The organism is Bosea sp. 685 (assembly GCF_031884435.1).
Classification (GTDB): Bacteria; Pseudomonadota; Alphaproteobacteria; order Rhizobiales; family Beijerinckiaceae; genus Allobosea.
Genome location: NZ_CP134779.1, coordinates 3358033 through 3382605, shown reverse-complemented (window position 1 = coordinate 3382605; position 24573 = coordinate 3358033). Strand labels below are relative to the sequence as shown.

Sequence of the window (24573 nt, the reverse complement as noted above, 5' to 3'; positions counted from 1 at the left end):
ATTGTCCCGCCCGCAACGCGCTGCCTCCAGAAGAAGGGCGGCCGCTCCCAGGATCCGCCATCACCTCATGACACGTCCGGTTACAATCGCGCTCGATGCGATGGGCGGAGACCACGGTCCATCCGTGGTCATTCCCGGCGCTGCCCTGACGTTGGAGCGGCGTCCCGATGCGCGCTTCGTGATCTTCGGCGACGAGGCACAGGTCATGCCGTTGCTCGACGCACATGCCAAGCTCAAGGCGGTCACCACCTTCCACCACACCGATGTATCGGTGAAGATGGACGACAAGCCGAGCCAGGCACTGCGCTATGGCCGCTACAAATCCTCGATGTGGCGTGCCATCGACGCGACCAAGACCGGCGAGGCCGATGTCACCATCTCGGCCGGCAACACCGGCGCGCTGATGGCGATGTCGAAATTCTGCCTGAAGTCGATGCCGCAGGTCGACCGCCCGGCGATCGCATGCCTGTGGCCGACCGTGCGCGGCGAGAGCGTCGTGCTCGATGTCGGCGCCACGATCGGCGCCGATGCCCGCCACCTCGTCGATCTCGCGGTCATGGGCGCGGCCATGGCCCGCGTCGTCTTCGATATCGACCGCCCGACGGTCGGCCTGCTCAATGTCGGCGTCGAGGAGATCAAGGGCGTCGAGGCGGTGAAGGAAGCCGGCCGCATCCTGCGCGAGAGCAACCTGCCGCATCTGGCCTATCACGGCTTCGTCGAGGGCGACGACCTCGGCAAGGGTACGGTCGATGTCGTGGTGACCGAGGGCTTCACCGGCAATATCGCGCTGAAGACGGCCGAGGGCACCGCGCGCCAGATCGCCTCCTATCTGCGCGCGGCGATGAGCCATTCGCTGATGGCCAAGATCGGCTATCTCTTTGCGCGCAGCGCCTTCGCCGCGCTCAGAGACAAGATGGATCCGCGCAAGGTCAATGGCGGTGTCTTCCTGGGGCTCGAGGGCATCGTCATCAAGAGCCATGGCGGCACCGACGCCATCGGCTTCGCCAGCGCGGCCGAACTGGGCTATGAAATGGCTCGCGAGAACCTGATGGCTAAGGTCCGCGAGATGGTGGGCGCGACTGCGCGGCCGGAGGCGGCGGCGCAGCAGGCCGCCACCGCCGAATAGGGAACAGCTTTCTTGTCCATTCTGCGCTCCATACTGTGCGGCTGCGGCTCCTATCTGCCGGAACGCATCGTCACCAACGCCGAGCTGGCGCAGCGCGTCGACACGACCGATGAGTGGATCGTGCAGCGCACCGGCATCCGCCAGCGCCATGTCGCGGCCGATGACGAGGCGACCTCGGTTCTGGGCCTGAAGGCGGCACAGGCCGCGCTTGCCGACGCCGGCATGGACGCCTCCGAGATCGATCTGATCATCGTCGCGACCGCGACGCCCGATCACACCTTTCCCGCGACCGCGACGCAGATCCAGGCCGCGCTCGGCATCAATGGCGGCGTCGCCTTCGATCTCCAGGCTGTCTGCTCGGGCTTCGTCTTCGCGCTCGCGACGGCCGACAAGTTCCTGACCACGGGCGCCGCGAAGGCTGCGCTCGTCATCGGTGCGGAGACCTTCTCGCGCATCCTCGACTGGGAGGACCGCACCACCTGCGTTCTCTTCGGCGACGGCGCCGGCGCGGTCGTGCTGAAGGCAGGCCCGGGCGAGGGCACGCTCGCCGATCGCGGCGTGCTGGCGACCCATATCCGCTCGGATGGCCGCTACAAGGACAAGCTCTATGTCGATGGCGGCGCGGGCTCGACCAAGACCGTCGGCTTCCTGCGCATGGAGGGCAAGGAGGTCTTCCGCCACGCCGTCGTCAATCTGGCGGAGACGGTCCGGCACACCTTCGAGGAGACGGGGCTGACTGGCGCCGATATCGACTGGTTCGTGCCGCATCAGGCCAATCGTCGCATCATCGACGCCACCGCCCACAAGCTCGGCATCGGCCATGAGCGCGTCGTCGTCACCGTCGACCGGCATGGCAACACCTCGGCGGCCTCGATTCCGCTGGCGCTTGCCGAAGCGCATCACGATGGCCGCATCAAGCGCGGACAGCTCGTCCTGATCGAGGCCATGGGCGGCGGTTTCACCTGGGGGTCGGCCTTGATCCGGTGGTGAAGCGCGGCGCAGGAAATCCGTCGAATTATGACGGTTCTGCTTGTTTTTTCTAGCAAATTCCCAAGTTTTGGGTGAGTTGGCGGGTGTTCTAGGATTGACCGGCGCAGCCGGGACGCCTAGCGTCCGTCGTCCATATTGGCGAAGGGCAGGCGGCAAACCCGCTGGCCGACATAACGCCTTGGAGGATATGAATGGCGGGGCAAACGGTAACTCGCGCCGATCTGTGCGAGGCTGTCTATCAGAAGATCGGTCTGTCGCGGACAGAGTCGTCGAAGCTCGTCGAGGCGGTGCTGGACGAAATCTGTGACGCGGTCGCGCGCGGCGAGAACGTGAAGTTATCCTCATTCGGATCCTTCGTCGTGCGAGACAAGGGCGAGCGAATCGGGCGTAATCCGAAGACGGGAGTCGAAGTCCCGATCGAGCCGCGTCGTGTCATGGTGTTCAAGCCTTCGAATGTGATGAAGGCGCGCATCAACGGACAGTTGGGTGAGGGCGAAGACGAGTGAGCCTGGAGTTCCACACCGGCGATGAGGCCGACATGGACACCAAGAGCGCAGATGCCTTCCGGACGATCAGCGAGGTCGCAGAAGACCTCGATATTCCCCAACATGTGCTGCGTTTCTGGGAAACGCGCTTCACGCAGATCAAGCCGCTCAAGCGCGGCGGCGGGCGGCGCTATTATCGTCCCGACGACGTCGCGCTGCTGAAGGGCATTCGCCGCCTGCTCTACGGCGAGGGCTACACCATCAAGGGGCTGCAGCGCATCCTCAAGGAGCAGGGGCCGCGCCATGTCCAGGCGATCGGCCGCGGCGCGCCGGTCGGCCCGCCAGGGCCGGAGAGGGCATCCGTGCCAGCTGCCGTGATGCAGGCCGATGCCGGGGCGGCCCATGCCGCGACCGCCTACCCGCAGGAGGGCGAGCCGCATCAGGATTTCGCGCCCCAGAACTTCGCGCCCCAGCATTCGCGCCCGGTCCCGCCCGAAGGCCTCGACGATCTGACGCTGCTCGCCGCGGTCCTGGCCGAGCTCGGCGAATGCAAACGCATCCTGCACAGCGCCCTGGCGCCTCAGCCTGTTCCCGACGGCGCCTGAGGCGCGCGCCATGCCGCGCGGGTCTGTCCGCCATTCCGCGGCGGGAGCTTGCGGGAGCGCATGGCGCTGAATAGGTCGCTCAAGAGGACGACCTCGGCGAAAGCCTCTCCCATCACCAGGCGTGGACGACCTCGCCCCTTCTGAAAAGGAGCGCCGTTGTGGCTTGGCTCTATCTCTTCGTCGCGGGCCTGTTCGAGGTCGGCTGGGCGATCGGTCTCAAATACACGCAAGGCTTCACGCGGCTGGTCCCCAGCGTGCTCACGCTTGCCAGCATGGTGGTGAGTTTGGGCCTGCTCGGGCTTGCGCTGAAGAGCCTGCCGCTCGGCACGGCCTATGCGATCTGGACCGGCGTCGGCACGATCGGCACTGCCGTGCTTGGCATCCTCCTTCTGGGCGAGCCGGCGGGTGCCCTGCGCCTTGCCTGCATCGGCCTGATCGTCGCGGGCATCGTCGGCCTGAAGCTCGTCTCCTAAACGGGCGCGGCCTGGGCCGGCAAGCGCACAGGCGTTGATGGCCGCATCAGCGCCTGTGGAAGGCTCAGCGCCTGTGGAAGGCCTGGGGCCAATAGCCGCCACGCTCCAGCGCGACGATCAGCACGATGATGAGGAGCGTCACGGCCAAGGTCACGAGCTTGGCGTTCCAGGGCGTGCCGCGTCCGATCAGCCAGATCAAGGTCATGCCGATCAGGAGAGGGATGATCATGTCCATGGCGGGATCATAGAGCGTGACGACTTGATTTTGAACCACCGCCGTCATTCCGGGGCTTGGCGTTAGCGAAGAGCCCGGAACCCAGAGCCGATGCGGGCTCTCTGTAACGTGCTCGCATGGCGAGCCTCAACAATCGAGCGCATCCGTTCTGGATTCCGGGTTCTGGGTTCCGGGCTCAGGCCTGCGGCCTGCCCCGGAATGACGGCGTGGTTCCCGCCAAGTTCATCAGGCGTGAGCCCGGCTGACAAAATCATGTTCTCCTCCGGCGAATAGCGCTTCGGTTGGAACAGTCGCCGTCCGGGCACGTTCCTAGACTGGGGAAGCGCATCGCCGCCCGGCTTTGCCGGCCTGTCACAGCAACATCCAGCGACAGGAGAGTTCAATGGGCTTGTTTTCCAAGGATATCAAAACGATGGATGATCTTTTTATCCATCAGCTCCAGGATATCTACTATGCTGAAAAGACGATCTACAAATCCCTGCCGAAAATGATCGCGAAGGCGACTGATCCGGCACTCAAGCTGGGCTTGGAGACCCATCGCAGGGAAACCGAGGGGCATATCGCGCGGCTGGAGCAGGTGTTCAAGCAGCACGGGGCGGAGGCCAAGGCCATCAACTGCCCCGCCATCGACGGCATCATCGAGGAAGCCGACGAGCTCACCGGCGATGTCGAAAACGGGCCGGTGCTCGACGCTGCGATCATCGCGGCAGCCCAGGCCGTGGAGCATTACGAGATCACGCGCTACGGCACGCTGACGGCATGGGCAAAACAGCTCGGTCGCCAGGATTGCGCGGCTTTGCTGCAGCAGAATCTCGATGAGGAATTCGCCGCCGACGGCAAACTCTCCATGCTTGCCGAAGGGGGCGTAAATCGCAGGGCCGCAGCCTGATCACGGCGCCGGCTCATCGGCCATTCGAACGCTCGCGACGGGATGCCGTCGCGAGCGTTATTTGTTTGATTTAGAGCGTTTTCGAGCGAAGTGGACACCGGTTCGCGTGAAGGAAACGCGTCAAAACAACAAGTTGGAGCTGTTGAACGATCCAATTGGATCGGAAACGGCTCCAGCGTCCGCGTCAACCCCGCCCGGCCTCAACCTTGCCGGGGCGAGATCGCCTTGTCGCCCTCGATCAGCGGCTTCATCCGGCCGAGCTCACCGGCGATGAAGTCCATGAACAGCCTGACCCTGGGCGAGTGCCGCAGGTCGGGATGGGTCAGGAGCCAGAGATCGGCGGCAAAGCCCGGGTCGGGCGCCGCCAGCCGCGTCAGCCCCGGTCTCGTATCGGCGATGAAGCAGGGCACGAAGCCGATGCCGATACCCGCCTCGACCGCCTCCGCCAGGCCCAGAACGGTGTTGACCTTGTAGACGATGCGCTCCGGCGCGACATGCTGGTTCAGATAGCGCACAGCCTTCAGCGCCGTGAACTGATCGCCGAGCGAGATCCAGTTGCGGGCCCACAGGCTCTCGATTGCGATATCGGCGGCTTCCGGGAAATCGGCGATGCGGCCATAGAGCGCCCAGGCGATGCGGGCCGCGCGCCGGCCGACGAGAGTCTCGGGCGGGTTGTCGGTCGCACGGATCGCCACATCCGCGTCGCGCTTGGACAGGTTCAGCGCCTGGTTGCCAAGCAGGATGTCGAGCCGGATATCGGGGCACTGCCCGAGGAAGGCGGCGAAGACCGGCGTCAGCAGATCGACCAGCAGCGTGTCGTTGGTGGTGACGCGCAATTCGCCGGCGGGCTTGATCTCCTGCCCGGCGAGGCGGCGCGCAAAGGCGGTGATGTCCTCGTCGACACGTTCGGCGAGCGTTGCCATCTCGTCGCCAGCGGGCGTCGCGACATAGCCGCTGCGATGGCGCTCGAACAGCTTGAGGCCGAGCGCCTCCTCGATCTGGCCGAGCCGGCGGAACACCGTCGAATGGTTCAATCCGAGCACCGTGGCGGCGGCCGGCAGCGCGCGCGTGTCCGCGATCGCCTTGATCAATCGAAAGTCGTCCCAGGCCAGCGTCTTTGCGGTTGTGTTCTTCGCGGTCGTATTCTTGGCGGTCGTGTTCATGCGCGCACTCTCGGGCATGGCTTCGCCGCCATCAAGGCGACGGGGCTAGAGGTTGTTATGGACTATGGGGATGATTTGATGAGGTCAAAACGACGGAGATGGGAGGAGCATTGCGCAGCTGATACCATCGGTATCGGCAAGCGATGTGACGCTGCAGCTCCGCCGTTTTCACCTCACCCGAAGGGCGCGGCGCTTTTGCGCGACTGCGGCGTCGTTCTTCGTAGCAAGCCGGAAGGCTTGCGTCCTCGAACTCCTGGCATTCGCGCAAAATCGCCAGCGTCAAATCATCCCCATAGTCCATAACAACCTCTGGGATGACGGCGAAGGGCCGTGGGTTCGAAGTCTTGAACGTCGCTCAGGCCGTGGCGGTCGCGCCGTTCCAGCTCAGTTGGGCAGGCTTTAGGGCCAGCGCGCCATCGCCGATCAGGCCATGGGCCAGCGCGGCCAGCGCCAGGAAGGCAGGATATTCCCAACCGCCATTGGGGGCGTTGAAGACCCAGCCATTGGGGGCATGGACCATCAGGGCGCCGAGCAGGACCGGCAGCAGCAGGATCGAGACATAGCGGCCATAGAAGCCGGTCAGGATGGCGAGGCCGCCGAGAAGCTCGGCCAGCATGATCGGCCAGGCGAGGATGGCAGGCAGGCCGACCTGACTGAGAAAGCCGGCGAAGCCTGCGGGAGTGAAGATCACGAGCTTGAGATAAGCGTGGGCAATGAACATCAGGCCGAGCGCGACGCGCAGGCCGAGAGCGCCATAGGGAGCGAGGCGGTTGTCGATCATGGGGGCAATCTCCGATGGGGCCGGGCTGGCCTCTGTCCAAAAGATTGATCTGACCGAAGCGCAATGCAAATTGTGAGATACCAAGATCGACATTGCAATGGCGCAATGTAACCGCTCTAGCGCTTTGAGCTCGCCCGACCAATCTTTGGAGCCAACGGAGCATCCGCTCCTCAGCCCGGTTTGGGAGGAGTAGTCATCATGCAGATCAACGGCATCCACCACGTCACCGCGATTTCCGGCCCGGCGCGTCGCAATCTCGACTTCTATGGTCGGGTGCTCGGCCTGCGTCTGGTCAAGAAGACCGTCAATTTCGACGATCCCGGCACCTATCACCTCTATTACGGCGATGTCGCCGGGGCGACTGGCACGATCCTGACCTTCTTTCCCTGGGAGCATGCCGCGCCCGGCCGGCTTGGCGTCGGTGAGACGCAGGAGACGGTGTTCCGGGTTCCCGAAGGCGCGATCGGCTATTGGGCGCATCGCTTCATCGAACACGGTGTGCCCCATGATGTGCCGGTGAAGCGCTTCGGTGAGAGCGTGCTGGCCTTCCGCGATCCCGACGGGATGCGGCTGGCACTGGTCGGCCTGCCGGGTATCGAGCGTGAGGCGGCCTGGGACGGCGGCGATGTCCCAGCCGAGCAGGCGATCCGCGGTTTCCATAGCGTCAGCCTGCTGCTCGAAGACGCCGAGCCCACCGCTGCGATCCTGAGTGACGTGCTCGGGTTCAAGGAGATTGGGCGCGAGGACACGCTGATCCGCTATCGGGCGGAGGGTGCGGCTCTTGGTACTGCAGGACTCGGTACTATCGTCGATCTGCGCGTCGCCGGCGGCTTCCTGCCGGCCCGACAGGGCGCGGGCTCGGTCCACCATGTCGCCTTCCGCGCCGCCGACGATGCAGCGCAGCAGACAATGGTGCGCCGTCTTGCGGAAAACCACGGCATCCGCGCGACCGAGCAGAGGGACCGGAACTATTTCCGCTCCGTCTACTTCCGCGAGCCCGGCCGCGTTCTCTTCGAGATCGCGACCGATGCTCCAGGCTTTGCCGTCGATGAGTCGACGGCGACGCTCGGCCAGGCGCTGAAGCTCCCTGCCGGGCTCGAGGCGCAGCGGGCGCGGATCGAGGCGCTGCTGCCGGAACTCGGCTGAGATCGCGCCGCCCTGCCTGGCTTTCGAGCCGGGCAGGCAATTCGGCTGACAACATGCCGCCTATGAACAGGAGAACCATGATGGACGCTGTCGCGACCACGGATTTCATTCACGTCTTCGAGCCGGGCACGGAAGCCTCGCGCCCGCCGCTGCTGCTGCTCCATGGCACAGGTGGCAATGAGCGCGACCTGCTGCCGCTCGGGCGCATGGTGGCACCCGGTGCGAGCCTGCTCTCGCCGCGCGGCAAGGTTTTGGAAGGGGCGATGCCGCGCTTCTTCCGGCGTTTGGCGGAGGGCGTCTTCGACGAGGCCGACCTCACCGCGCGCACGCATGAGCTGGCGGATTTCGTCGCGGAATCCCGCAAGCGCTACGATCTGCCGGCGCCGGTCGCGCTCGGCTTCTCCAACGGCGCCAATATCGCAGCCAGCCTGCTGCTGCTGCACCCGGAGGTTCTGGCCGGAGCTGCACTGGTTCGCGCGATGTCGCCCTTCCGGAAGCCGCCCAAAGCCGATCTCGCCGGCAAGCGGGTTCTGATCCTGTCGGGCGCGCTCGACCCGATCATTCCAGCCGAGGATGCCGAACGCCTGGCGCAAACGCTGTCCGCAGGCGGCGCGCTGGTCGACCATCGTATCCTGCCGACGGGCCATGGCCTGTCGCAAGGCGATGTCGGCCTGCTGCGCGGTTGGCTGGATCAGGCCTGAATCTCAGGAGGCTGTTAGGGCCTCTAGCCTGATCCAGTGTGGGTGCTTACGCCGCGGCGGTAGCCTTGCGCTTGGCGGGCTTGGCCTTCACGACGGGAGGAGCGGGCGGCTCGGCCGCCTGCTTCGCCAGCCTGAGTGCCTTCAACGCCTCGATCTTCTTACGGGAGGCGGCCTCCTCGGCCGCGATCCGCCCGCTCGACTTCTGCTTTTCGCGTGGTGCTTCCTGGACGCTGTTCACATCGTGCCAGGTGCGTGGTCCGCGATCTTCCCCTGCCATTGTTTCTTCCCCTATGTCACGCCGCGTCCGTCAGAGGCAGCCTACGCGTGAAATGGGGCGGATACGAGCCGGGATTATCGGCCTGCTCGGCAAGGCTCCAGACGATCAAGGCTCCGGACGATCAAGGCTCCGGACGATCAATCGAGCAATGGCAGGATGATGACCATGGCGAAGACGATCACGACAAGCGTCCGCAGCAGGATGGCGCTCTGACTCGAGACCTGATTTTCCACCGAACGCGAGAAAGCATGCATGAGTACATCACCGGCAACGCGACCACGCTGACGTTGGGATAGAGCCGGAGCGATTGCAAGGAAGATTAGCCGGGCTTGTGGATAACTTGCCGGCCAAGGCCGCCGGGCGAACAGATTCAACGCCGGAGGCCGCTGAGGGCGCGCCGCAGTCGGTTGGCGCGCCTCGGGTCGCGGGAGGTGGATTAAGCATGACAGCGCTGGAAATCGGCGGTTGAAGGCTCGGTGTTTGTCTATTCCGCGAGCATTTGCTCAAGACGTACCGCGAAATATGCATTTAGTTTAACCAATCACGCCGGGACGACTGGCGCCGGCTGATCAGGTTCGATATGAGTGTTTACCTCGCGCTTTCAAGCAGGCGCTAGGTGAAGCGTTCCAGATTCAAGCAACCTCGGTGTCCGTTCAATGCAGTTGCGTGCTCGGTCTCTGTTGATTGGCCTGGTTTCGGTCTTGTCTGCACTCACGGCGTCGCAGGCGCAGGCCGGCTTGCTCGAAATGCTGTTCGGCGTTCCAGCTCCGCAGCGGCAGGAGAGCGCGCCGCTGGAAATGACGATCCGGCCGACGAGTAAGCCGAAACCGAAAATCCCGCGCGTCTCGATGGAGAGCGACGGCGAGTCCAAGCGCTATCTGCAGGTCTCGATCGACCCCGTCAGCAATCCCGACTGGTATCTCACCGACCCGACGCTGCGCCGGGGCGATATCGTCGTCCTGTCGAACAAGGTGCTGGTCTATGCCGGCGGCAGGAACACGCGGCGATTGGCGGATTTCGACGATCTGCAGGGAACGCGGCTGGTGTCGAGCCGGGATCGCGAACGCATCAAGCTCCTGACCGAATTTTCCGGCAGGGCGATGCCGAAATTCAAGATCGTGCCCGAGTTCGCCAGCACGCCAGCCTCCCTGAGCGCCCAGGCCGAGCGCAAAATCAACGTCATTATGCCGTAGGGAGCGATCCGGATGCGTTTAATCGTTTCCCGGTGCTTTCTGAACCATCCCATCATTCCGCGGCTACGCGAAGCGTGGCGCCCGGCCCTATGAACACCGCGTCATCCGTCATGGTCGGGCTTGTCCCGACCATCCACGTCTTCGCCCGTCGAGGCCTGTATTCAAGACGTGGATGCTCGCCACAAGGGCGAGCATGACGAACTGGAGCAGCGTCGTGTTCATGGGGGCAGGCTCAGCTCTACGGCGCGCCCGGAATGACGGTGCGTTTCAGAGCCAAGATGAGCGAGTCGCGGTAGCAGAAGCGCCCAGCGCAATCGTGCCGGCCTCTCTGTCGCGAATCTTGGGGATTTGCCGCCGGGGAGGCGGGCTGGCCGACGGCGCGCAGGGCGGCGGCCGGCTGAGATCTCATCGACAGTAGAGAAAAATGGTCGGAGCGAGAGGATTCGAACCTCCGACCCCTTGTCCCCCAGACAAGTGCGCTAACCGGGCTGCGCTACGCTCCGACGGCTCGGCTTATAGTGTCGCGTTGCCGTGGATGCAATGCGCTTCGACACATTGTCGGTGACTCCGTGACAGGAGCCTTTGATCGCCCCGGAGCGGCACATGGCCGGCCGGGCGTTGTTAACCTTCGATTAAGGCTTTGGTTGCGGTCCGGGGCCTGTTTGCGCATCGTATCCGTGGGACGGGGGTCCTTCAGGCGGAGATGACCATGTCACTGGCGACTGCCACAGTGGAGCGGAGCAAGGTCTCCGTGCCGACCCCTGCGAAACCGCTGGGCTCGATCGAGACCTTCTTCCGCGATCTCGCCCCGGACTGGCATTCACAATGGGCCTGGGACCATTACGAATCGACGATTCTCGATCTCTCCAGGCAGTTCGGCCTGCGCCGCGTCTGCGAGATCGGCGGCGGGCGCGATCCGCTGTTCTCGACCGCCGAGGCGGCGCGCCACGGCATCGACCTCATCGTCAACGATATCGATGCGGGCGAGTTGGCGCTGACGCCGGCCGGGCTCAGGACGGCGCGATTCGACATCGCCGGCGATCTCTCCGAGCCGGATGTCGTGCGCGGCGGCTATGACCTCATGGTCTCGCGCATGGTCTTCGAGCATGTCCATGACGTCGAGCGCGCCTGGACCAACATCCATGACCTGCTGGCGCCGGGCGGCGTCGCGCTCGCCTTCTTCCCGACGCTGTGGGCGCCGGTCTTCGCGATCAACCACATCCTGCCCGAGAAGCTCTCGCGCGCGATCGTGCATGCACTCTACCCGGCGCGGCGCGATGGCGGCGGCGATCCGAAATTCCCGGCCTTCTACGACTGGTGCCGCGGCAGCAAGCGTCAGCTCGGGCCGATGCTGAACCGTGCCGGCTTCAGCGATGTCCATATCCAGCGCTTCTGGGGGCACGGCTATTTCGACCGCATGCCCGGGCTGAAGCAGGCCGACCATGTCTTCAACGCGCTGGCGGCGAAGACCGGTTGGGATTTCGTGACGACCTACGCCTATGTCGTGGTGCGCAAGGACCGGATCTGAGCGGGGCAAAACCTGCCGCTTTCCTTAGACTTCGGTTTCCGGCTCGCCGCGATAGAGCGCCTCATAGTCGCGGCCGCTATGGAAGACATTGGTGATCAGGACCATTTCTCCTTCGATGAAATAGGCAATGACCGCTCGCTTCTCGAATGGGAAGGTTCTCAAGCCCGAAACGAGGTCGTCACGCCGTCTGCCGCCATGCGGCATCGTGCCGATCTTCTCGCAGAAGGCGATGATCCGCTGGACATAGCGTTCGGCAATCGACGGGCTGAGGCTCGCCTGATGAATCCAGCGATAGATGTCTGCGAGATCGCTTGCAGCGTCCTCGCGCAGGATGACCTTATACGGCTTCATCCCGATGAGCCTTCATCGTCCCGGCATGCAGTGCGGCGATGCGCTCGCGGACCTGATCTGCACTGAGGCTCGGTCGGAGATCGTCGCGTGACCGTTCGATACGGGCTTTGATTGAGGCTAGGCGCTCGGCGTGCTCGGCGCGCTCCCGCTGCCAGACGCGCACTGCGTCCCGCAATGCTTCGCTGGTCGAAGCATATTCGCCTGCCTCGACACTGGCGCGGACCTCGCGCATCATTTCCGGCGTCATGGTGATGCTGATTTTCTCGGCGGTCTGCATCGTGGCTGCTCCCGGCTCTGCTCCAAGCACGGTAGCATAAAATCCGACCGGCGATCAGGCAATGCGGCGCGTCGTTGCGCTCGGGTTCGATACCTTCGCGCTCGGCGTCGGCAGCGCGGCCAGCCCCCAGATCAGCCCGAGCATCAGATAGAGATGGCGCCAGTGGTCTGTGTCGATCTGCACGCCTTGCAGGATCGTGATGAACAGCACCGACCAGAGTGCGATGGCGTGGTTCTGCCAAGGGGTACGCCTGAACACGAGCGCCCAGCCGACATAGCAGGTTGCCACCATCAGGGCGAGCCAGGCGCAGCCGCCGAGCCAGCCATAGGAGGCGAAGGCGTTGATGTAGACGTTGTGGGGATCCTCCGGGAAGATCCAGCGGAACCGCAGCGGACCAAAGCCGTTGGGCTCACCCAAGAGCAGCGGGATCGAGCGCAACTGGCTGCCGAAACGCCCGGTGACGCCCTGGTCGTAGCTCTGGTCCAGGCTGGCGCGGACCTCGAAGACGCTGCGGATGTTCTCGAAGGACAGCGCGATCAGCAACGCTATCACCACCAGGGCGAGCGCGGCGGCTGTCAGGACGACGATGCGCATGCGCCGCGAGGCACTGGGCGAAGTCAGGAAGTTCAAAAGCACCATCAGCACCGCCGAGGCGGCGAGATTGCCCCAGGCACCGCGCGAGAACGACAGGAACAGAGCGAGAAGCGGCACGCTCATGACCAGGAAGCCGCGCATGAGCCCGAGCCGTCCGATCAAGACATGTTGCAGGGCGAAGATGATCGGCAGCACCAGGAAGGGGCCGAGCACGTTGGGATCCTTGAACGTGCCCGAGGCGCGGCCATAGAGCGCGAAGACGTCGCCAAGGCCGGCGATGTTGAAATAGCCGAGAGTGCCGGCAAGCCCGGCGCACCAGGCGGCAAAGAGATAGCCGCGCCGCAGCGTCTCCAGCCGGGCGATGGTATCGTCGGCCATGATCGCGGCCAGGAAGATCGCGGTGATCATCAGATAGACCGAGACTGCCGTGAAGCGGACCGAGGTCGGCTCGTCCATCCAGGGAATGAGCGAGAACGCGCCGCCGATATTGTAGAGCAGCAGCAGGCCCAGCAGAGGCAGCAGCTTCTGCGAGAAGCGGATGCCTGTCAGGGCGAAGGCGAAGACCGCCAGCAGGAAAATCACTTCGTAGGGCGAGGGCTCGATCAGCGCAAAGCCGCTCGACGCAGTCAGCAGCCAGAGCACGCCGCGCTTGATCGCGGCATAGGAAATCCGCAAGCCGCTACGGCCAGCAGCAGTCCCAGAGCGATCGGCGAGCGCGCTCAATAGGCGTTCTCGTTCTTGGTCAGCAGCGAGAGCGGCGTCTTCACCAGGATGTAGAGGTCGAGCAGCACCGACCAATTCTCGATGTAGTAGAGGTCGTGTTCGACGCGGCGCTGGATCTTGTCCTCGGTGTCGGTCTCGCCGCGCCAGCCATTGACCTGGGCCCAGCCGGTGATGCCGGGCTTGACCTTGTGGCGGGCGAAGTAGCCGTCGACGACCTGCTCATAGGCGCGGTTCGAGGCGGTGGCGTGGATCGCATGCGGGCGCGGCCCCACCAGCGAGAGATCGCCCTTCAGGACGACGTTGAGGAGCTGCGGCAACTCGTCGATCGAGGTCTTGCGGATGAAACGGCCGACGCGGGTGACGCGCGGATCGTCCTTGGTGACCTGCTTGGCGGCAGCGAAATCGCTCATCTCATGGTAGAGCGAGCGAAATTTCAGGACTTCGATCAATTCGTTGTTGAAGCCGTAGCGCTTCTGCTTGAACAGGATCGGCCCCTTCGAATCGAGCTTGATCGCGATCGCGGTCGCGAGCATCAGCGGCGAGAGCGCGATCAGGGCGAGCGTGCCGACGATCTTGTCGAAGACGAATTTGACGACGATGTCCCAGTCGGCGATCGGCCGGTCGAACACGTCGAGCACGGGCACGGCGCCGATATAGGAATAGGAGCGCGGCCGGAACCGGAGCTTCGACATATGCGCGGAGAGGCGGATGTCGATCGGCAGCACCCAGAGCTTGCGCAGCATGGTGAGAAGCCGCGCCTCGGCCGAGATCGGCAGGGTGAAGATCACCAGGTCGAGCTTGGTACGGCGCGCGAACTCGACGAGATCATCGATCGTGCCGAGCTTGGGGTAGCCGGCGACGAGATCGGGCGAACGGTCGTCATTACGGTCGTCGAAGACGCCGCAGACGCGCAAGCCGGTGTCGCGCTGCGCTTCCAGCGCGCGGATCAAGGCCTCGCCCGCCTCGCCGCCGCCGACGATCGCGGTACGCCGTTCCAGCCGGCCCGAGCGCGTGAGCTGGCGCACGCTCAGCGTCACCACCAGCCGCTCGCCGAGCAGCGCCGCAAGGCCGCCGGCATAGAACCCGACCAGCCAGATGCGTGAGACCTGGTCGCCGATCTTGAGGAAGAAGAAGGCCGCCAGCGCGATCATGAACAAGGTCGTCCAGCCGGTCACCAGCCTGACCGCCATGGCGACGAAATTTCTGAGCGCGCCGACATGGTAGAGCTGCAGCGCTTGGAAGGAGGCGAGTGCCCCGATCGCCAGCGCCGGAATCGTGACCTGGTAGGGCAGGGCGTTGTCGATATTGCCCGCCACATAAAACCAATAGACCAACCCGCCCACGCAAACGACGGCCAGCACGTCGAAGAGACGGACAAAGCCCTCGATCATCACCGGCGAGAGCGTCGGCTTGACCGGCATCGCGGCAATGCGCTCGGCCAGGGGGTGGAAGGCGCGCGTCGCGCCGCTCTTGGAGGGACCGAACATCTCGGATGTCGCGGCCGCGGCCGCGTCGACCTTGATCAGATCGCGAACATCGAAAGCGCCCATGACATGCCATCCCGGTCCGGCCGGCAAGCCGAGGCTTCCGGTCTTCTTACCTTGCGTCTAGCGCAAAATGTTCACGGAAGGCTTAACCGGACCCGTCGTTCTTGCGGAGGATTCGCAAGGAAATTGACTGGAAACGCCGCGTCGGCGAGCTCCGTTCCGGCTGTTTTGGGCCTCACAAAAACGCGAAATCGAAAAGGGCGATTTTCGCTTGGCCCATCAAGGTATTAATCTAGGTTTTTGGCTGCTATTTTTGGCGTATTTTGCTGCATAAAAGTTGTTTCAAGTTGACAAAAAGCAACGTTACGGGCATATCTGACCGCGATGAGTGTCTGAGAAGCACATTTCTGCGCGGATTATGAGAGCGGCTTTTGGCCGTTGTCGCGATGCCGCTGTGCTGCTTTCGCGGTGTTCCCGCCGAAGGCTTTCAATCCGGATACCGTCTTTCAAAACTCGAACTTTTGCCTAGCTGCCTTGCGTCGCCCCCGCGGCGTCCAGCGCCGGCTTCGCCCGTGTGCAACATGTCTTTTCATTGGTTGGTTCTGCTCGCGGCCATCGCCGTCGAGATCGTCGCGACGGCCGCGTTGAAGTCGGTCGTCTCGGCGCCGTTCATGGTCACCCTCCTGCCGCTCATCCTGATCGGCCTGTCCTTCACCCTGCTCAGCGTGGCGCTGCGCGTCATTCCGCTGGCGGTTGCCTATGCTGTCTGGGAGGGGCTCGGCATCGTCGGCATCGCCGCCACCGGCCATCTGCTCTTTGGCGAGCATCTCACGCCGACGCGGATCGTGGCGCTCTGCGCCATCATCGCCGGTATCGTACTGCTCGAGCGCGGCGTCGGCGGTGAGGCGGAGGAGTATGAGGGGAGGCTGGCATGACCGCCCCCCTTCTGCCGCAAGGCCTCGCCATCGCCTGGCTGATGCTGGCGGTCCTGCTCGAGGTCTCGGGCACGTATCTGCTCAAGCTCTCCGACGGCATGAAGCGCTGGCTCACCGGCGGCGTCGGCATCCTGCTGGTAGTCGGCGCCTTTGCTGCTTTGGCTCAGGCGATCAAGGGCATGGACCTGTCCGTCGCCTACGCCGTCTGGGGTGGCGCCGGGCTGGTGATCACCGCGATCGTCGGCATGCTCGCCTTCGGCCAGCGCATCCGCCCCTCCGGCTGGGCTGGGATCGCGCTCGTCATCGCCGGCGTCGTGGCGCTCAAGCTTTTGTGACGCGGGCGGCGATCGCGTCGCGATAGGCGGCGATGACGCCATCGATCATGGCGTCGAGGCGGAAGTTCTGGCGGACATGCTCGGCGAGGTCTGCGGCTTGCGCCTGGCGCTCGGCGTCGGGCGTCGCCAGGATCGAACGGATGGCCTCTGTGAGGATCACGGGATCGTTGGTCTGTATCAACCGATGCCTGTGGCGCGGGCCGTAGATCTCGTTGATGCCGCCGACATCGGTCGAGATCAAGGGCTGGGCCGCCGCCGCCGCCTCCAGGATGACATAGGGCAGCGATTCCGCCCGCGACGGGATCACCATCACACGGGCCTTCGAAAGCGCCCTGCGGATCGGTCCCGGCGGCTCGAAGACGCATTGCTCCGCGATGCCGCGATCGATCGTCATCTTGCGCAGTTCGGCCTCGTCTGGCCCCGAGCCGACGATCAGGATGCGCGGCGTCAGCGCGTCCCGGCTCTTCAGCAAAGCGAGCGCGTCGATCAGCGTGTCGACACCCTTGGCCGAGCGCAATTCACCGAGATAGAGGAGATCGAACGCCGCCTGGGAATGGTCGATCGGCTCGAACTCGGCCTCGGAGATGCCGTTCAGCACGATGCGGTGGTCGGTTCGCGGCATGTGCCCGACATAAGCCTCGAAGCGCCCGGCGATGAAGCGGCTCTCGAACAGGAACATGTCGGTCGCGCCCTCGAGCAATCGCTCGACGGCCATGTAGATCTTATGCTCGGCCCCGCCGGGCTTGTAGTTGAAGCTGCCGCCATGGGGCGTATAGGCCGTGGCATAGCTCCGGCCCGGGCTGAAAAGGGCGGGAATGCGCCCATACACGCCGCCCTTCGAGCCGTGGCAATGGACGATGTCGGGCCTCAGCGCCTTGCGGACCGAGATCTCGCTCATCTGCGCCTTCGCGTCGGTCAGGCTCGGATAGCGCGACATCGGCACACGGGTCACGCCGAGCGAAAGCTGGGGCGAGAGCTCGCGGAAGATCTCGTCGGCGCGGGTGCCGCCCGTGGTGGCGTCGCAGAAGATGCCGACATGGTGGCCGCGCTCGACCTGGCCGCGCGCGAGATCGAGCACATGCCGGAACAGGCCGCCGAGCGGCGCGCGGAAGACATGGAGAATGCGCAGCGGCTGCGCCTGCGGGCTGTCCGTCATCGGAAGCGCTCCGGACGGATCAGAACCAGCGTTCCTTGATGACGATCGTGTCGCCGGGCTGGACGGCGTAGGTGATCGGCACCGTCGCGGTCACCAATTGACCGTCGACCTGCCGCGTCACTTCGGCCGAGGAGCGCTGCCCGCGCGGCGTGAAACCGCCGGCGATTGCGACCGCCGTCTGCACCGTCATGCCGTTGACGTAAGGAAATTGGCCGGAATTGGTGACTTCGCCCAGGACGAAGAACGGGCGATAAGTGTCGACCTCGACCGAAACCTTGGGTTCGCGCAGGTAACCGCGCCGCAGCCGGCCCTCGATCGCCTTTTCCAACTGCTGGGTGGTGTGCCCTTGCGCATCGATCGTGTCGATCAGCGGCATCGAGATGCGGCCTGCACCGTCGACCGCGTAGATGTTCGAGAGATTGTCCTGCCCGAAGACGATGATGCGCAGGCGGTCGCCGCTGGCGAGCCGATAAGGGCCGCTCGGCTGGGCGACGGCGTAATCGGCGTCGACATGGCGTGGTGCGCAAGCGGTCGCGGTCATGGCGACGGCCAGAACGAGAGGGGCGAGATGGCGACTCATCGCGGGCGATATCCATGCGGAAACTGAAATCAGGACTAGGCCGATATGGTTAAGAAAACCTGATGATGAACAAGATCTGGCTGTCCGTTGCCGGCTTTAACTCGGCACTAACCTTACTGAGCTTTGATGATGGTCGCGTTCTCTCCCGAGCGCCGCGAGTTATCCGTGAAGGGAAGCGTCATGACAGCTCAGGCCGAGAGCCAAATGCGAGCCGAAAGCCCTGCGCGAACCGAGAGCCAGGCACGAGCCGAGAGCCGTGCGCGTGACGCCGGCGAGGCGCGTGGCGACATGCTCGATCTGGCGGCGCTGTGGACGGCGATCAAGCGTCGCAAGCTCTGGATCATCGCTCCGACCGTGGCGGCACTCGGTTTGTCCTTCGTCGCGGTCAACCTCGTCCCCGCCCGCTACACCGGCGAGGCGCGCATCCTTCTGGAAAACCGCGACAGCTTCTATACGCGGCCGGGGCAGGGCGCCGGCGAAAGCTCCGGGCAGCAATTCGACAGCGAAGGCGTGCAGAGCCAGGTCCAGGTCATCATGTCGCGTGATCTGGCGCGCGAGGCGATCAAGCGCATCGGCCTCGTCGGCAATTCCGAGTTCGACGCGGGCGCAGGCGCGCTGAGTGCGCTGAAGAAAATCGGCGTGATGATCGGGGTCGGCGGCCATCCGGCCGATCGTTCGCCGGAGGAGCGCGTCCTCGAGAAATATTATGACCGCTTGCTGGTCTATCCCGTCGGTCGTTCGCGCATCGTCTCGGTCGAGTTCACCTCGCGTGATCCCGAGCTCGCGGCCAAGGGCGCCAACACCATTGCCAGCACCTATCTGGAGACGCAGGAGGCGGCGAAGCAGGATACGGCGCGCAGCGCCTCCTCCTGGCTCTCGACTACGATCGAGCCCTTGCGCAAACGCCTCGCCGAGGCCGAGGCCAAGGTCGAGGAATACCGCTCGCGCAATGGCTTGCTGGTTGGCGCCAACAATACCACGATCACCTCCCAGCAGCTCACCGACCTCTCGGCTCAGCTTTCCGCCGCCCGCAGCCAGCAGGCCGAGGCGCAGGCCAAGGCCGGCCTGATCCGCGATGCGATCAAGCAGGGCCGCACCTTCGAAATCCCCGATGTCGCCAATAACGAACTGGTGCGCCGCCTGATCGAGCAGCGCGTCAATCTGCGCGCCCAGATCGCGCTCGAATCGCGCAATCTTCTCTCCGAGCATCCGCGGATCAAGGAGTTGAACGCCCAGCTCGCCGATCTCGAGGGTCAGCTCCGTGCTGCCTCCGAGCGTGCGGTGCGCACCCTGGAGAACGAGGCCAAGATCGCCGGCCAGCGTGTCGAGAGCTTCACCGCCGCCCTCGACGGCCAGAAGAAGAGCGCTTCAACCGCCAATGACAGCGAGGTGCAGCTGCGCGCTTTGGAGCGCGAGGCCCGCACGCTGCGCGACCAGCTCGAACAGTATATGCAGCGCTACCGCGAGGCGATGGCGCGCGACACCCAGAACGCCGCCCCGGCCGATGCCCGCATCATTTCGCGCGCCGTGGAGCCGACCGAGCCGTCCTTCCCCAAGAAGATTCCGACCATGGTCGTGGCGACGCTGGCGACCTTCATGATCGCCCTGGCCGCAGTCGCCTCGCGCGAATTGCTCAACGGGCAGGCCGATGCGCCGTCCGGCAAGCCGCAGCGCGCTCCGGGTTGGGTCGGCGGCGGCACGACCGCTCGCACCGACCCGCGCCGCGAGCGCGTCGCGGGTCTGCTCACCCATACCGGCCGGCTCGGCCAGGTCACGCTCGACCTCGAGCGGCCGGAAGACACGCTGGCCGATCTCGCCGAGCGGATCGACGAGCCGCCGCGCGGCATGGCTCCCATGGTCGTGGTGCTGGATGGCGGTGGCGACGGCGCCACAACGGCGCGCGACCTGGCCGAACTTTTGTCCCAGCGCTGCCGCTGCATCATCGTCGATCTGGTTGTCGACGGGGATCTCAGCCAGCCCGGCTTCTCGGAACTGCTCGCCGGAGAGGCGCTGTTCTCCGACATCATCACGCGCGCCGAGGGCTCGCGGCTGCATCGCATCGGGCCCGGCCATGCCGGCCGCGACGCGGTGCTGGCTGCGCCCGACCTCGTCGAGGTCGCTCTCGACGCGCTCTGCGAGACCTATGACTGGGTGCTGGTGGCGGCTGCCTCAAGTGATGACAGCGCCGTTCTGGCGCCGATCGCCGGGCGCGCCCAGGGCGGGCTCGTCATGGCCGGGCAGGTCGGTAACGGCCACGCGGTCGAGGCCGCCTATCGCCTCTCGGATCTGACGAAGGCGCCGGTCGCGCTCGTGCTCGATGCGCCCGTGAGCTTCGCCGGCGCGATGGCGATGATGCGCCAGCATGACGAGGAGCCGGCCTGAGGTTTGGAGCCCGGTTGGAACCACGCCGTCATTCCGGGGCGATCCGAAGGATCGAGCCCGGAACCCAGAACCGATGGAGCTGGGAATCGGGCGTCGTCATCGGCCGCGCTTATGTCGTCACCATCTGCGGTTCTGGGTTCCGGGCTCGCCCCTACGGGGCGCCCCGGAATGACGGCGTAGTTCCGAGCCGAGACAGCATGATTTAAGCCTATTCCTCGCTCGCGCTGCGGCCCCGGTTCAGCCAGCCCGAGGCGCGTTGCGCCAGTTTCAGCAGCACCGGCGAACTCTTGACCCGGCGCTTGAGCGCGCGCTTGGCCCGGGCCACGCTGGCGAAGGCGCGTCCCTTCACTGTGAGCGGCAGGAAGGTATCGACCAGTTCGTCGCGATCGTCGCAGATCGTCGTCTTGTAGCGTGCCTCGCCGACGCCGAGATCGAAGACGCTGATGCCGGCATTGCCTTTCAGCTTGATCAGATCGACCAGCAGGATCTCGCCGGGGCTGGTCTTGGCGATCTCGCTGTCCATGTCGAAGGAGGTTGCCATCCCGGAGAAGCGCTGGCCCTGCACCGCGCCGACATAGGTCGCGACCGAACAGCCCTCGACATCGAGCGAGTAGAGTTCGAGCGCAGGCTGAACGGCGCCTCCGGTCGCGGCGGCGCGCTGCAGGAAGGAGCGCATCGCTGGATCCGCGAAAGGATCGGGCACGCCCATGGCCCTGAAACGCGCGGCCTTCTGGATCAGGAAGGCGTCGATCACGCTGGCGATCTCAACCTCGCTCTCCGCCTTGACCAAGCGCGACGCGCCGAAGCTGGCGAAGCGGTTGCGCTTGTTCTTGAGCTTCTTATGCGCGTGGCTGCTCATGGCGCGCCGCAGTGCACCGTCGGAATCGCCCGGCGTGAGCGCGAGCTTATAGGCGCCGCTCGGGCTCGGCCCGGCCGCGAGCAGGGCTGTCGGGTTCGCCACGCCTTGCCACAGCGTCGGCTGGTTGACGAAGACGAAAGCGTCGAGCCCGCCGATCGCCACCCCGATCTCGTCGAGCATCCGGCGCGTCGTCCCGGCATCGAGCGCGGCGGCGAAATCGGGCGCGTAGAGGCCCATATGATAATTGGCGTGCTTGCCGCCGATGAATTCGGCAAAGCGGATGCCGTTGCGGCGCGTGATGACCAGCGGCAGGATCGCGATGGCCTGGGCCAGCGCGTCGCGCAGCACGGCATAGCGGAAATCCATGCCATGCGCCGTACCGACCGTCGCGGTGAAGGGCTGCACCCAGCCATAGGCCTGATAGGGCGTCACCAGCGCATGGCCCTCCAGCGCGCGCCAATCGGCCTCGATCGCGGCGATGTCGGAGGCGATCGCGAGCGAGCGCCAGGGCCGGGCACCGGTGGCGCTGCTGCTCTCCGTGAGGGACAGGGCCGAAGGGCGTTCGGCGAGTGCGGACATGCTCAGGCGGCCTCTGCGGGCAAATGATGCGCCCTTTTAACCCGCTATTGTGAACAGACCGGTCAAGCTCGCGTGAGCTGGCCGCGAGATCGGTGAACAGCGTTACCGAGCGGTTGCCACGGATAAGCGATGAATAAGCGATGAATCTGCGCCACAAAGCCTTCTCGGCCGTGTTCAAGGCGATCGCGCTGACCCGCGCCGACCGCTGGGGCAGGGGCCTTGCGCAAGGCGCGGGCGTGATCCTGACCTTGCACCATATCCGGCCGGCTTCCACGGCGGGATTCCAACCCAACCGCCTGCTGGAGATCACGCCGGAGTTTCTCGACCTGACCCTGACGCTGATCAGGGCGCAGGGTTATGACATCGTCTCGCTCGACGAGGCGGTCACGCGCCTGACCAGCAACAGGCAGAGCCGCTTCTTCGTCGCGTTGAGCTTCGATGACGGCTATCGCGATAATCTCGACCATGCCTGGCCAGTGCTGGCGAAGCATGAGGCGCCCTGGACGCTGTTCGTGACGCCGGGCTTCGCCGACCGCACGGCGCGGCTCTGGTGGCTGGAGCTGGAGGAGGCGATCCGGACCCTGCCGCGCATCGCGGTGGAGCTGCCCGATGGCGGCTTTGCCGCTCGCACCGAAACCGATGCCGAGAAACTGCACGCCTTCACCGCGCTCTACTGGCGTCTGCGCAAACAGCCGGAAGCGATTCTGCTCTCTGCGATTTCCACCCTGGCGCAGCAGGCCGGAATCGACCCGGTTGCGCTTGTCGAGCGTGAATGCCTGCCCTGGGAGACGTTGCGCGCCGTCTCGGGCGCGCCCGGTGTGACGATCGGCGCCCATACGCTCAGTCACCCGATGCTGGCGAAACACGAGGCTGAGATCGCTCGTAGCGAAATCGTCGAGAGCAAGGCGCGCCTGGAGGCGGAGCTTAGCATCCCGATCCGCCATTTCGCCTATCCGGTCGGCGATCCCGGTTCGGCGGGGCCCCGCGAATTCAAGATGGCGGCGAAGGCCGGGTTCGCCAGTGCCGTGACGACGCGGCCGGGCCATCTCTTCGACGCGCATGCGCGCCACCTCCACGCCTTGCCGCGCGTCTCGCTCAACGGTTTGCATCAGAGCGAGGAGGCGGTGCGGGCGCTGCTCTCTGGCCTGCCGTTTCTGCTTTGGAACCGGGGGCGGCGGGTGAATGTGGGGTAGCTGGTTTTCCCTTCTCCCCTGGCGGGAGAAGGGAAGACGGCTTCACCTCTCGTCCTTGCGCTCCATCCAGCGGATCAGTGGCAGCAGCGGCAGGATCCAGGCGAGGCCGAGCGCGATATAGGCGATCGTCTGCACAAGCTTCGGCGCCTCGGTGATGCGGCCCTGCGCCAGCGCCATGGCGACGAGCGCGTAGACGCAGACGAAGACGAGGATCGCGACGGTGCCGATCAGTTTGCGGTGGCTCTGGGTCATGCTTCGTCTCCGGCCCTGCGAGCCGTCGGCTGCGGCAATGCGGGCGTTGTCGGGTCTATCTTGCGGGTCTATCTGTCACCCGCGCGCCTGATTGTGAAGCGCGGCATTGATGAGCGAAGGCGCAGCTTCCGTGACGATCGCCCTGGACCAGACCGTTTCGCAGACCCGCAGCGACACAAGCCATGCCGGCATCCGCCGCTGGCTCTGGATCGTCGCCGCGCTCGTCTTCGTCATGGTCATCGTCGGCGGCGCGACGCGGTTGACGGGCTCGGGCCTCTCGATCACCGAATGGAAGCCGATCACCGGCGCATTGCCGCCGCTATCGGACGCCGCCTGGGCGGCCGAGTTCGAGAAATATCGCGCCAGCCCGCAATACCAGCTTCTCAATGCGGGCATGGCGATCGGCGAATTCAAGTTCATCTATTGGTGGGAATGGGGCCACCGCCAGCTCGGCCGCTTCATTGGCCTGGTCTATCTCGTCGGTTTCCTGGTCGTGGCGCTGCGCCGCCTGCTGCCCTGGCGGCGGACGCTCACCCTGTTCGGCATGGGCCTGCTGCTCGGTCTGCAGGGCGCGATCGGCTGGATCATGGTCGCCTCGGGGCTAGAGCCCGGCATGGTCGCCGTCGCGCCGGTGAAACTGACGCTGCATCTCACCTTCGCCGGGCTGTTCTTCGCCTCGGTCATCGCCTTCGCGACGGCACTGACACCGCCGCGGCGCATCGAGCCGGCGCGGGGCAGGGCCGTCGCCTGGCTGCTCCTGGCGCTGCTCTTCCTGCAAATCGCGCTCGGCGGGCTCGTGGCGGGGGCGCGGGCGGGCTTTACCCTCAATACCTGGCCGTTGATGGACGGTGCGCTCGTGCCGCCGGCCTCGATGCTGTTCGCGCAGAGCCCGTTCTGGGAGAACTTCGTCGACAATGTCGCCTTGGTGCAGTTCAACCACCGCCTCGGCGCCTATCTCCTGCTCGCGGTCGCGCTCTGGCACATGCTCTGGCTGCGCCGCGTCATGCCGGGTTCGGGCGCGGCCAAGCGCGCGACCGCGATCACGGGCCTCGTCCTGGCACAGTCGGCGCTCGGCATCGTGACCCTGCTGCTGGTCGTGCCGTTATGGGCGGGGCTGGCGCATCAGGCGCTCGGCTTCACCGTGCTGGCGATGGGCGTGGTGCATCTGACGCGGACGCAGTTCCCTTCTCCCCTCGGGGATTTCTCTGCGAAAGGGCCCTGGCGTTGAGGTTTGATTGCTGATTCACTTCGCTCGGGTGCGGCGGGGTGATCGGCATG

At 65.2% G+C, this 24573-nt stretch carries 27 protein-coding genes and 1 tRNA gene; 15 read left to right on the top strand and 13 right to left on the bottom strand.

Features of this window, described 5'->3' with window-relative positions; all coding sequences use genetic code 11:
• Positions 1 to 67 precede the first annotated feature (67 nt).
• From plsX to sugE, 5 genes are all read left to right on the top strand, one after another.
• A complete protein-coding gene (plsX, locus tag RMR04_RS17190) occupies positions 68 to 1126 on the top strand; it encodes a phosphate acyltransferase PlsX (protein ID WP_311909548.1) in 1059 nt (352 codons plus the stop codon).
• A 12-nt stretch (positions 1127 to 1138) separates the two neighbouring features.
• A complete protein-coding gene (locus RMR04_RS17185) occupies positions 1139 to 2116 on the top strand; it encodes a beta-ketoacyl-ACP synthase III (protein ID WP_311909547.1) in 978 nt (325 codons plus the stop codon).
• A 191-nt stretch (positions 2117 to 2307) separates the two neighbouring features.
• Positions 2308 to 2622 carry an integration host factor subunit alpha gene (locus RMR04_RS17180; protein ID WP_069691132.1) on the top strand — a complete coding sequence of 105 codons (315 nt, stop codon included), beginning with the start codon at positions 2308 to 2310 and terminating at the stop codon, positions 2620 to 2622.
• A gap of 32 nt (positions 2623 to 2654) precedes the next feature.
• Positions 2655 to 3206 (top strand): MerR family transcriptional regulator, encoded by a 552-nt coding sequence (locus tag RMR04_RS17175; RefSeq protein ID WP_311915867.1) that lies wholly within the window; start codon positions 2655 to 2657, stop codon positions 3204 to 3206.
• Between the two features lie 158 nt (positions 3207 to 3364).
• The gene (gene sugE / locus RMR04_RS17170) at positions 3365 to 3679 is read left to right on the top strand and encodes a quaternary ammonium compound efflux SMR transporter SugE (RefSeq protein ID WP_311909546.1); all 315 of its coding nucleotides are present in this window, start codon (positions 3365 to 3367) and stop codon (positions 3677 to 3679) included.
• Positions 3680 to 3743: 64 nt separating this feature from the next.
• On the opposite strand, the gene RMR04_RS17165 is transcribed toward sugE, so the two are convergent.
• Positions 3744 to 3953 carry a hypothetical protein gene (locus RMR04_RS17165; protein ID WP_311909545.1) on the bottom strand — a complete coding sequence of 70 codons (210 nt, stop codon included), beginning with the start codon at positions 3951 to 3953 and terminating at the stop codon, positions 3744 to 3746.
• 343 nt (positions 3954 to 4296) lie between these two features.
• On the opposite strand from RMR04_RS17165, the gene RMR04_RS17160 reads away from it, so the two are divergent.
• Positions 4297 to 4803: a YciE/YciF ferroxidase family protein gene (locus tag RMR04_RS17160; RefSeq protein WP_311909544.1), complete on the top strand. Its 507-nt coding sequence runs from the start codon at positions 4297 to 4299 to the stop codon at positions 4801 to 4803.
• A 200-nt stretch (positions 4804 to 5003) separates the two neighbouring features.
• Here the strand turns inward: RMR04_RS17160 and RMR04_RS17155 are convergent, their stop codons facing one another.
• Positions 5004 to 5966 carry a LysR family transcriptional regulator gene (locus tag RMR04_RS17155; protein ID WP_311909543.1) on the bottom strand — a complete coding sequence of 321 codons (963 nt, stop codon included), beginning with the start codon at positions 5964 to 5966 and terminating at the stop codon, positions 5004 to 5006.
• 355 nt (positions 5967 to 6321) lie between these two features.
• Positions 6322 to 6747, bottom strand: coding sequence for a DoxX family protein (locus RMR04_RS17150; RefSeq protein WP_311909542.1), 426 nt, complete (start codon positions 6745 to 6747; stop codon positions 6322 to 6324).
• A 198-nt stretch (positions 6748 to 6945) separates the two neighbouring features.
• Here RMR04_RS17150 and RMR04_RS17145 point away from each other — a divergent pair, with 198 nt between their 5' ends.
• Both RMR04_RS17145 and RMR04_RS17140 read left to right on the top strand, forming a co-directional pair.
• Positions 6946 to 7893: a ring-cleaving dioxygenase gene (locus tag RMR04_RS17145; protein WP_311909541.1), complete on the top strand. Its 948-nt coding sequence runs from the start codon at positions 6946 to 6948 to the stop codon at positions 7891 to 7893.
• Positions 7894 to 7973: 80 nt separating this feature from the next.
• Entirely contained in the window at positions 7974 to 8594 is a 621-nt protein-coding gene (locus tag RMR04_RS17140) for an alpha/beta hydrolase (protein WP_311909540.1), read from the top strand.
• 46 nt (positions 8595 to 8640) lie between these two features.
• Here the strand turns inward: RMR04_RS17140 and RMR04_RS17135 are convergent, their stop codons facing one another.
• A complete protein-coding gene (locus tag RMR04_RS17135) occupies positions 8641 to 8871 on the bottom strand; it encodes a hypothetical protein (RefSeq protein WP_311909539.1) in 231 nt (76 codons plus the stop codon).
• Positions 8872 to 9572: 701 nt separating this feature from the next.
• Here RMR04_RS17135 and RMR04_RS17130 point away from each other — a divergent pair.
• Positions 9573 to 10064 (top strand): hypothetical protein, encoded by a 492-nt coding sequence (locus RMR04_RS17130; RefSeq protein ID WP_311909538.1) that lies wholly within the window; start codon positions 9573 to 9575, stop codon positions 10062 to 10064.
• A 425-nt stretch (positions 10065 to 10489) separates the two neighbouring features.
• Here RMR04_RS17130 and RMR04_RS17125 read toward each other — a convergent pair.
• Positions 10490 to 10567: transfer RNA gene (locus RMR04_RS17125), tRNA-Pro, on the bottom strand.
• A gap of 206 nt (positions 10568 to 10773) precedes the next feature.
• On the opposite strand from RMR04_RS17125, the gene RMR04_RS17120 reads away from it, so the two are divergent.
• On the top strand, positions 10774 to 11592 hold the full coding sequence (locus tag RMR04_RS17120) for a class I SAM-dependent methyltransferase (protein WP_311909537.1): 819 nt from the start codon (positions 10774 to 10776) through the stop codon (positions 11590 to 11592).
• Positions 11593 to 11616: 24 nt separating this feature from the next.
• On the opposite strand, the gene RMR04_RS17115 is transcribed toward RMR04_RS17120, so the two are convergent.
• Genes RMR04_RS17115 through RMR04_RS17100 form a run of 4 tightly spaced genes read right to left on the bottom strand, consistent with a single transcriptional unit; the run spans position 11617 to position 15087 of the window.
• Positions 11617 to 11943: a type II toxin-antitoxin system RelE/ParE family toxin gene (locus RMR04_RS17115; protein ID WP_311909536.1), complete on the bottom strand. Its 327-nt coding sequence runs from the start codon at positions 11941 to 11943 to the stop codon at positions 11617 to 11619.
• Entirely contained in the window at positions 11930 to 12220 is a 291-nt protein-coding gene (locus RMR04_RS17110; RefSeq protein WP_311909535.1) for a ribbon-helix-helix domain-containing protein, read from the bottom strand. Before RMR04_RS17110 ends, RMR04_RS17115 begins: the two co-directional genes overlap by 14 nt.
• A 54-nt stretch (positions 12221 to 12274) precedes the next feature.
• The gene (locus tag RMR04_RS17105) at positions 12275 to 13537 is read right to left on the bottom strand and encodes an O-antigen ligase family protein (protein ID WP_311909534.1); all 1263 of its coding nucleotides are present in this window, start codon (positions 13535 to 13537) and stop codon (positions 12275 to 12277) included.
• Positions 13534 to 15087: an undecaprenyl-phosphate glucose phosphotransferase gene (locus RMR04_RS17100; RefSeq protein ID WP_311909533.1), complete on the bottom strand. Its 1554-nt coding sequence runs from the start codon at positions 15085 to 15087 to the stop codon at positions 13534 to 13536. Before RMR04_RS17100 ends, RMR04_RS17105 begins: the two co-directional genes overlap by 4 nt.
• Positions 15088 to 15605: 518 nt before the next feature.
• On the opposite strand from RMR04_RS17100, the gene RMR04_RS17095 reads away from it, so the two are divergent.
• Positions 15606 to 15959, top strand: coding sequence for a DMT family transporter (locus RMR04_RS17095; protein ID WP_311909532.1), 354 nt, complete (start codon positions 15606 to 15608; stop codon positions 15957 to 15959).
• Positions 15956 to 16294 (top strand): multidrug/spermidine efflux SMR transporter subunit MdtI, encoded by a 339-nt coding sequence (mdtI, locus tag RMR04_RS17090; protein WP_311909531.1) that lies wholly within the window; start codon positions 15956 to 15958, stop codon positions 16292 to 16294. Before RMR04_RS17095 ends, mdtI begins: the two co-directional genes overlap by 4 nt.
• Here the strand turns inward: mdtI and RMR04_RS17085 are convergent.
• Positions 16281 to 17450 carry a glycosyltransferase gene (locus RMR04_RS17085; RefSeq protein ID WP_311909530.1) on the bottom strand — a complete coding sequence of 390 codons (1170 nt, stop codon included), beginning with the start codon at positions 17448 to 17450 and terminating at the stop codon, positions 16281 to 16283. The genes mdtI and RMR04_RS17085 overlap by 14 nt on opposite strands.
• A 19-nt stretch (positions 17451 to 17469) precedes the next feature.
• Positions 17470 to 18030 (bottom strand): polysaccharide biosynthesis/export family protein, encoded by a 561-nt coding sequence (locus tag RMR04_RS17080; protein WP_311909529.1) that lies wholly within the window; start codon positions 18028 to 18030, stop codon positions 17470 to 17472.
• A 180-nt stretch (positions 18031 to 18210) separates the two neighbouring features.
• Here RMR04_RS17080 and RMR04_RS17075 point away from each other — a divergent pair, with 180 nt between their 5' ends.
• The gene (locus RMR04_RS17075; protein ID WP_311909528.1) at positions 18211 to 20412 is read left to right on the top strand and encodes a GumC family protein; all 2202 of its coding nucleotides are present in this window, start codon (positions 18211 to 18213) and stop codon (positions 20410 to 20412) included.
• Positions 20413 to 20620: 208 nt separating this feature from the next.
• On the opposite strand, the gene RMR04_RS17070 is transcribed toward RMR04_RS17075, so the two are convergent.
• On the bottom strand, positions 20621 to 21850 hold the full coding sequence (locus RMR04_RS17070; RefSeq protein ID WP_311909527.1) for a GNAT family N-acetyltransferase: 1230 nt from the start codon (positions 21848 to 21850) through the stop codon (positions 20621 to 20623).
• 140 nt (positions 21851 to 21990) lie between these two features.
• On the opposite strand from RMR04_RS17070, the gene RMR04_RS17065 reads away from it, so the two are divergent.
• Complete coding sequence (locus tag RMR04_RS17065; protein WP_311909526.1) at positions 21991 to 23043, top strand: polysaccharide deacetylase family protein; 1053 nt, start codon at positions 21991 to 21993, stop codon at positions 23041 to 23043.
• Positions 23044 to 23085: 42 nt separating this feature from the next.
• Here the strand turns inward: RMR04_RS17065 and RMR04_RS17060 are convergent, their stop codons facing one another.
• The gene (locus tag RMR04_RS17060; protein ID WP_311909525.1) at positions 23086 to 23295 is read right to left on the bottom strand and encodes a DUF2842 domain-containing protein; all 210 of its coding nucleotides are present in this window, start codon (positions 23293 to 23295) and stop codon (positions 23086 to 23088) included.
• A 109-nt stretch (positions 23296 to 23404) separates the two neighbouring features.
• On the opposite strand from RMR04_RS17060, the gene RMR04_RS17055 reads away from it, so the two are divergent.
• Positions 23405 to 24523 carry a COX15/CtaA family protein gene (locus RMR04_RS17055; protein WP_311909524.1) on the top strand — a complete coding sequence of 373 codons (1119 nt, stop codon included), beginning with the start codon at positions 23405 to 23407 and terminating at the stop codon, positions 24521 to 24523.
• The last annotated feature ends 50 nt before the right edge of the window (positions 24524 to 24573 follow it).

Excerpts from the sequence above, each read along its gene's own strand:
- plsX (WP_311909548.1), top strand. The coding sequence starts at position 68 with ATGACACGTCCGGTTACAATCGCGCTCGATGCGATGGGCGGAGACCAC.
- RMR04_RS17180 (WP_069691132.1), top strand. The coding sequence starts at position 2,308 with ATGGCGGGGCAAACGGTAACTCGCGCCGATCTGTGCGAGGCTGTCTAT.
- RMR04_RS17175 (WP_311915867.1), top strand. The coding sequence starts at position 2,655 with ATGGACACCAAGAGCGCAGATGCCTTCCGGACGATCAGCGAGGTCGCA.
- RMR04_RS17160 (WP_311909544.1), top strand. The coding sequence starts at position 4,297 with ATGGGCTTGTTTTCCAAGGATATCAAAACGATGGATGATCTTTTTATC.
- RMR04_RS17155 (WP_311909543.1), bottom strand. The coding sequence starts at position 5,966 with ATGAACACGACCGCCAAGAATACGACCGCGAAGAACACAACCGCAAAG.
- RMR04_RS17150 (WP_311909542.1), bottom strand. The coding sequence starts at position 6,747 with ATGATCGACAACCGCCTCGCTCCCTATGGCGCTCTCGGCCTGCGCGTC.
- RMR04_RS17145 (WP_311909541.1), top strand. The coding sequence starts at position 6,946 with ATGCAGATCAACGGCATCCACCACGTCACCGCGATTTCCGGCCCGGCG.
- RMR04_RS17140 (WP_311909540.1), top strand. The coding sequence starts at position 7,974 with ATGGACGCTGTCGCGACCACGGATTTCATTCACGTCTTCGAGCCGGGC.
- RMR04_RS17135 (WP_311909539.1), bottom strand. The coding sequence starts at position 8,871 with ATGGCAGGGGAAGATCGCGGACCACGCACCTGGCACGATGTGAACAGC.
- RMR04_RS17120 (WP_311909537.1), top strand. The coding sequence starts at position 10,774 with ATGTCACTGGCGACTGCCACAGTGGAGCGGAGCAAGGTCTCCGTGCCG.
- RMR04_RS17115 (WP_311909536.1), bottom strand. The coding sequence starts at position 11,943 with ATGAAGCCGTATAAGGTCATCCTGCGCGAGGACGCTGCAAGCGATCTC.
- RMR04_RS17110 (WP_311909535.1), bottom strand. The coding sequence starts at position 12,220 with ATGCAGACCGCCGAGAAAATCAGCATCACCATGACGCCGGAAATGATG.
- RMR04_RS17100 (WP_311909533.1), bottom strand. The coding sequence starts at position 15,087 with ATGGGCGCTTTCGATGTTCGCGATCTGATCAAGGTCGACGCGGCCGCG.
- RMR04_RS17095 (WP_311909532.1), top strand. The coding sequence starts at position 15,606 with ATGTCTTTTCATTGGTTGGTTCTGCTCGCGGCCATCGCCGTCGAGATC.
- mdtI (WP_311909531.1), top strand. The coding sequence starts at position 15,956 with ATGACCGCCCCCCTTCTGCCGCAAGGCCTCGCCATCGCCTGGCTGATG.
- RMR04_RS17085 (WP_311909530.1), bottom strand. The coding sequence starts at position 17,450 with ATGACGGACAGCCCGCAGGCGCAGCCGCTGCGCATTCTCCATGTCTTC.
- RMR04_RS17080 (WP_311909529.1), bottom strand. The coding sequence starts at position 18,030 with ATGAGTCGCCATCTCGCCCCTCTCGTTCTGGCCGTCGCCATGACCGCG.
- RMR04_RS17075 (WP_311909528.1), top strand. The coding sequence starts at position 18,211 with ATGACAGCTCAGGCCGAGAGCCAAATGCGAGCCGAAAGCCCTGCGCGA.
- RMR04_RS17070 (WP_311909527.1), bottom strand. The coding sequence starts at position 21,850 with ATGTCCGCACTCGCCGAACGCCCTTCGGCCCTGTCCCTCACGGAGAGC.
- RMR04_RS17065 (WP_311909526.1), top strand. The coding sequence starts at position 21,991 with ATGAATCTGCGCCACAAAGCCTTCTCGGCCGTGTTCAAGGCGATCGCG.
- RMR04_RS17060 (WP_311909525.1), bottom strand. The coding sequence starts at position 23,295 with ATGACCCAGAGCCACCGCAAACTGATCGGCACCGTCGCGATCCTCGTC.
- RMR04_RS17055 (WP_311909524.1), top strand. The coding sequence starts at position 23,405 with ATGAGCGAAGGCGCAGCTTCCGTGACGATCGCCCTGGACCAGACCGTT.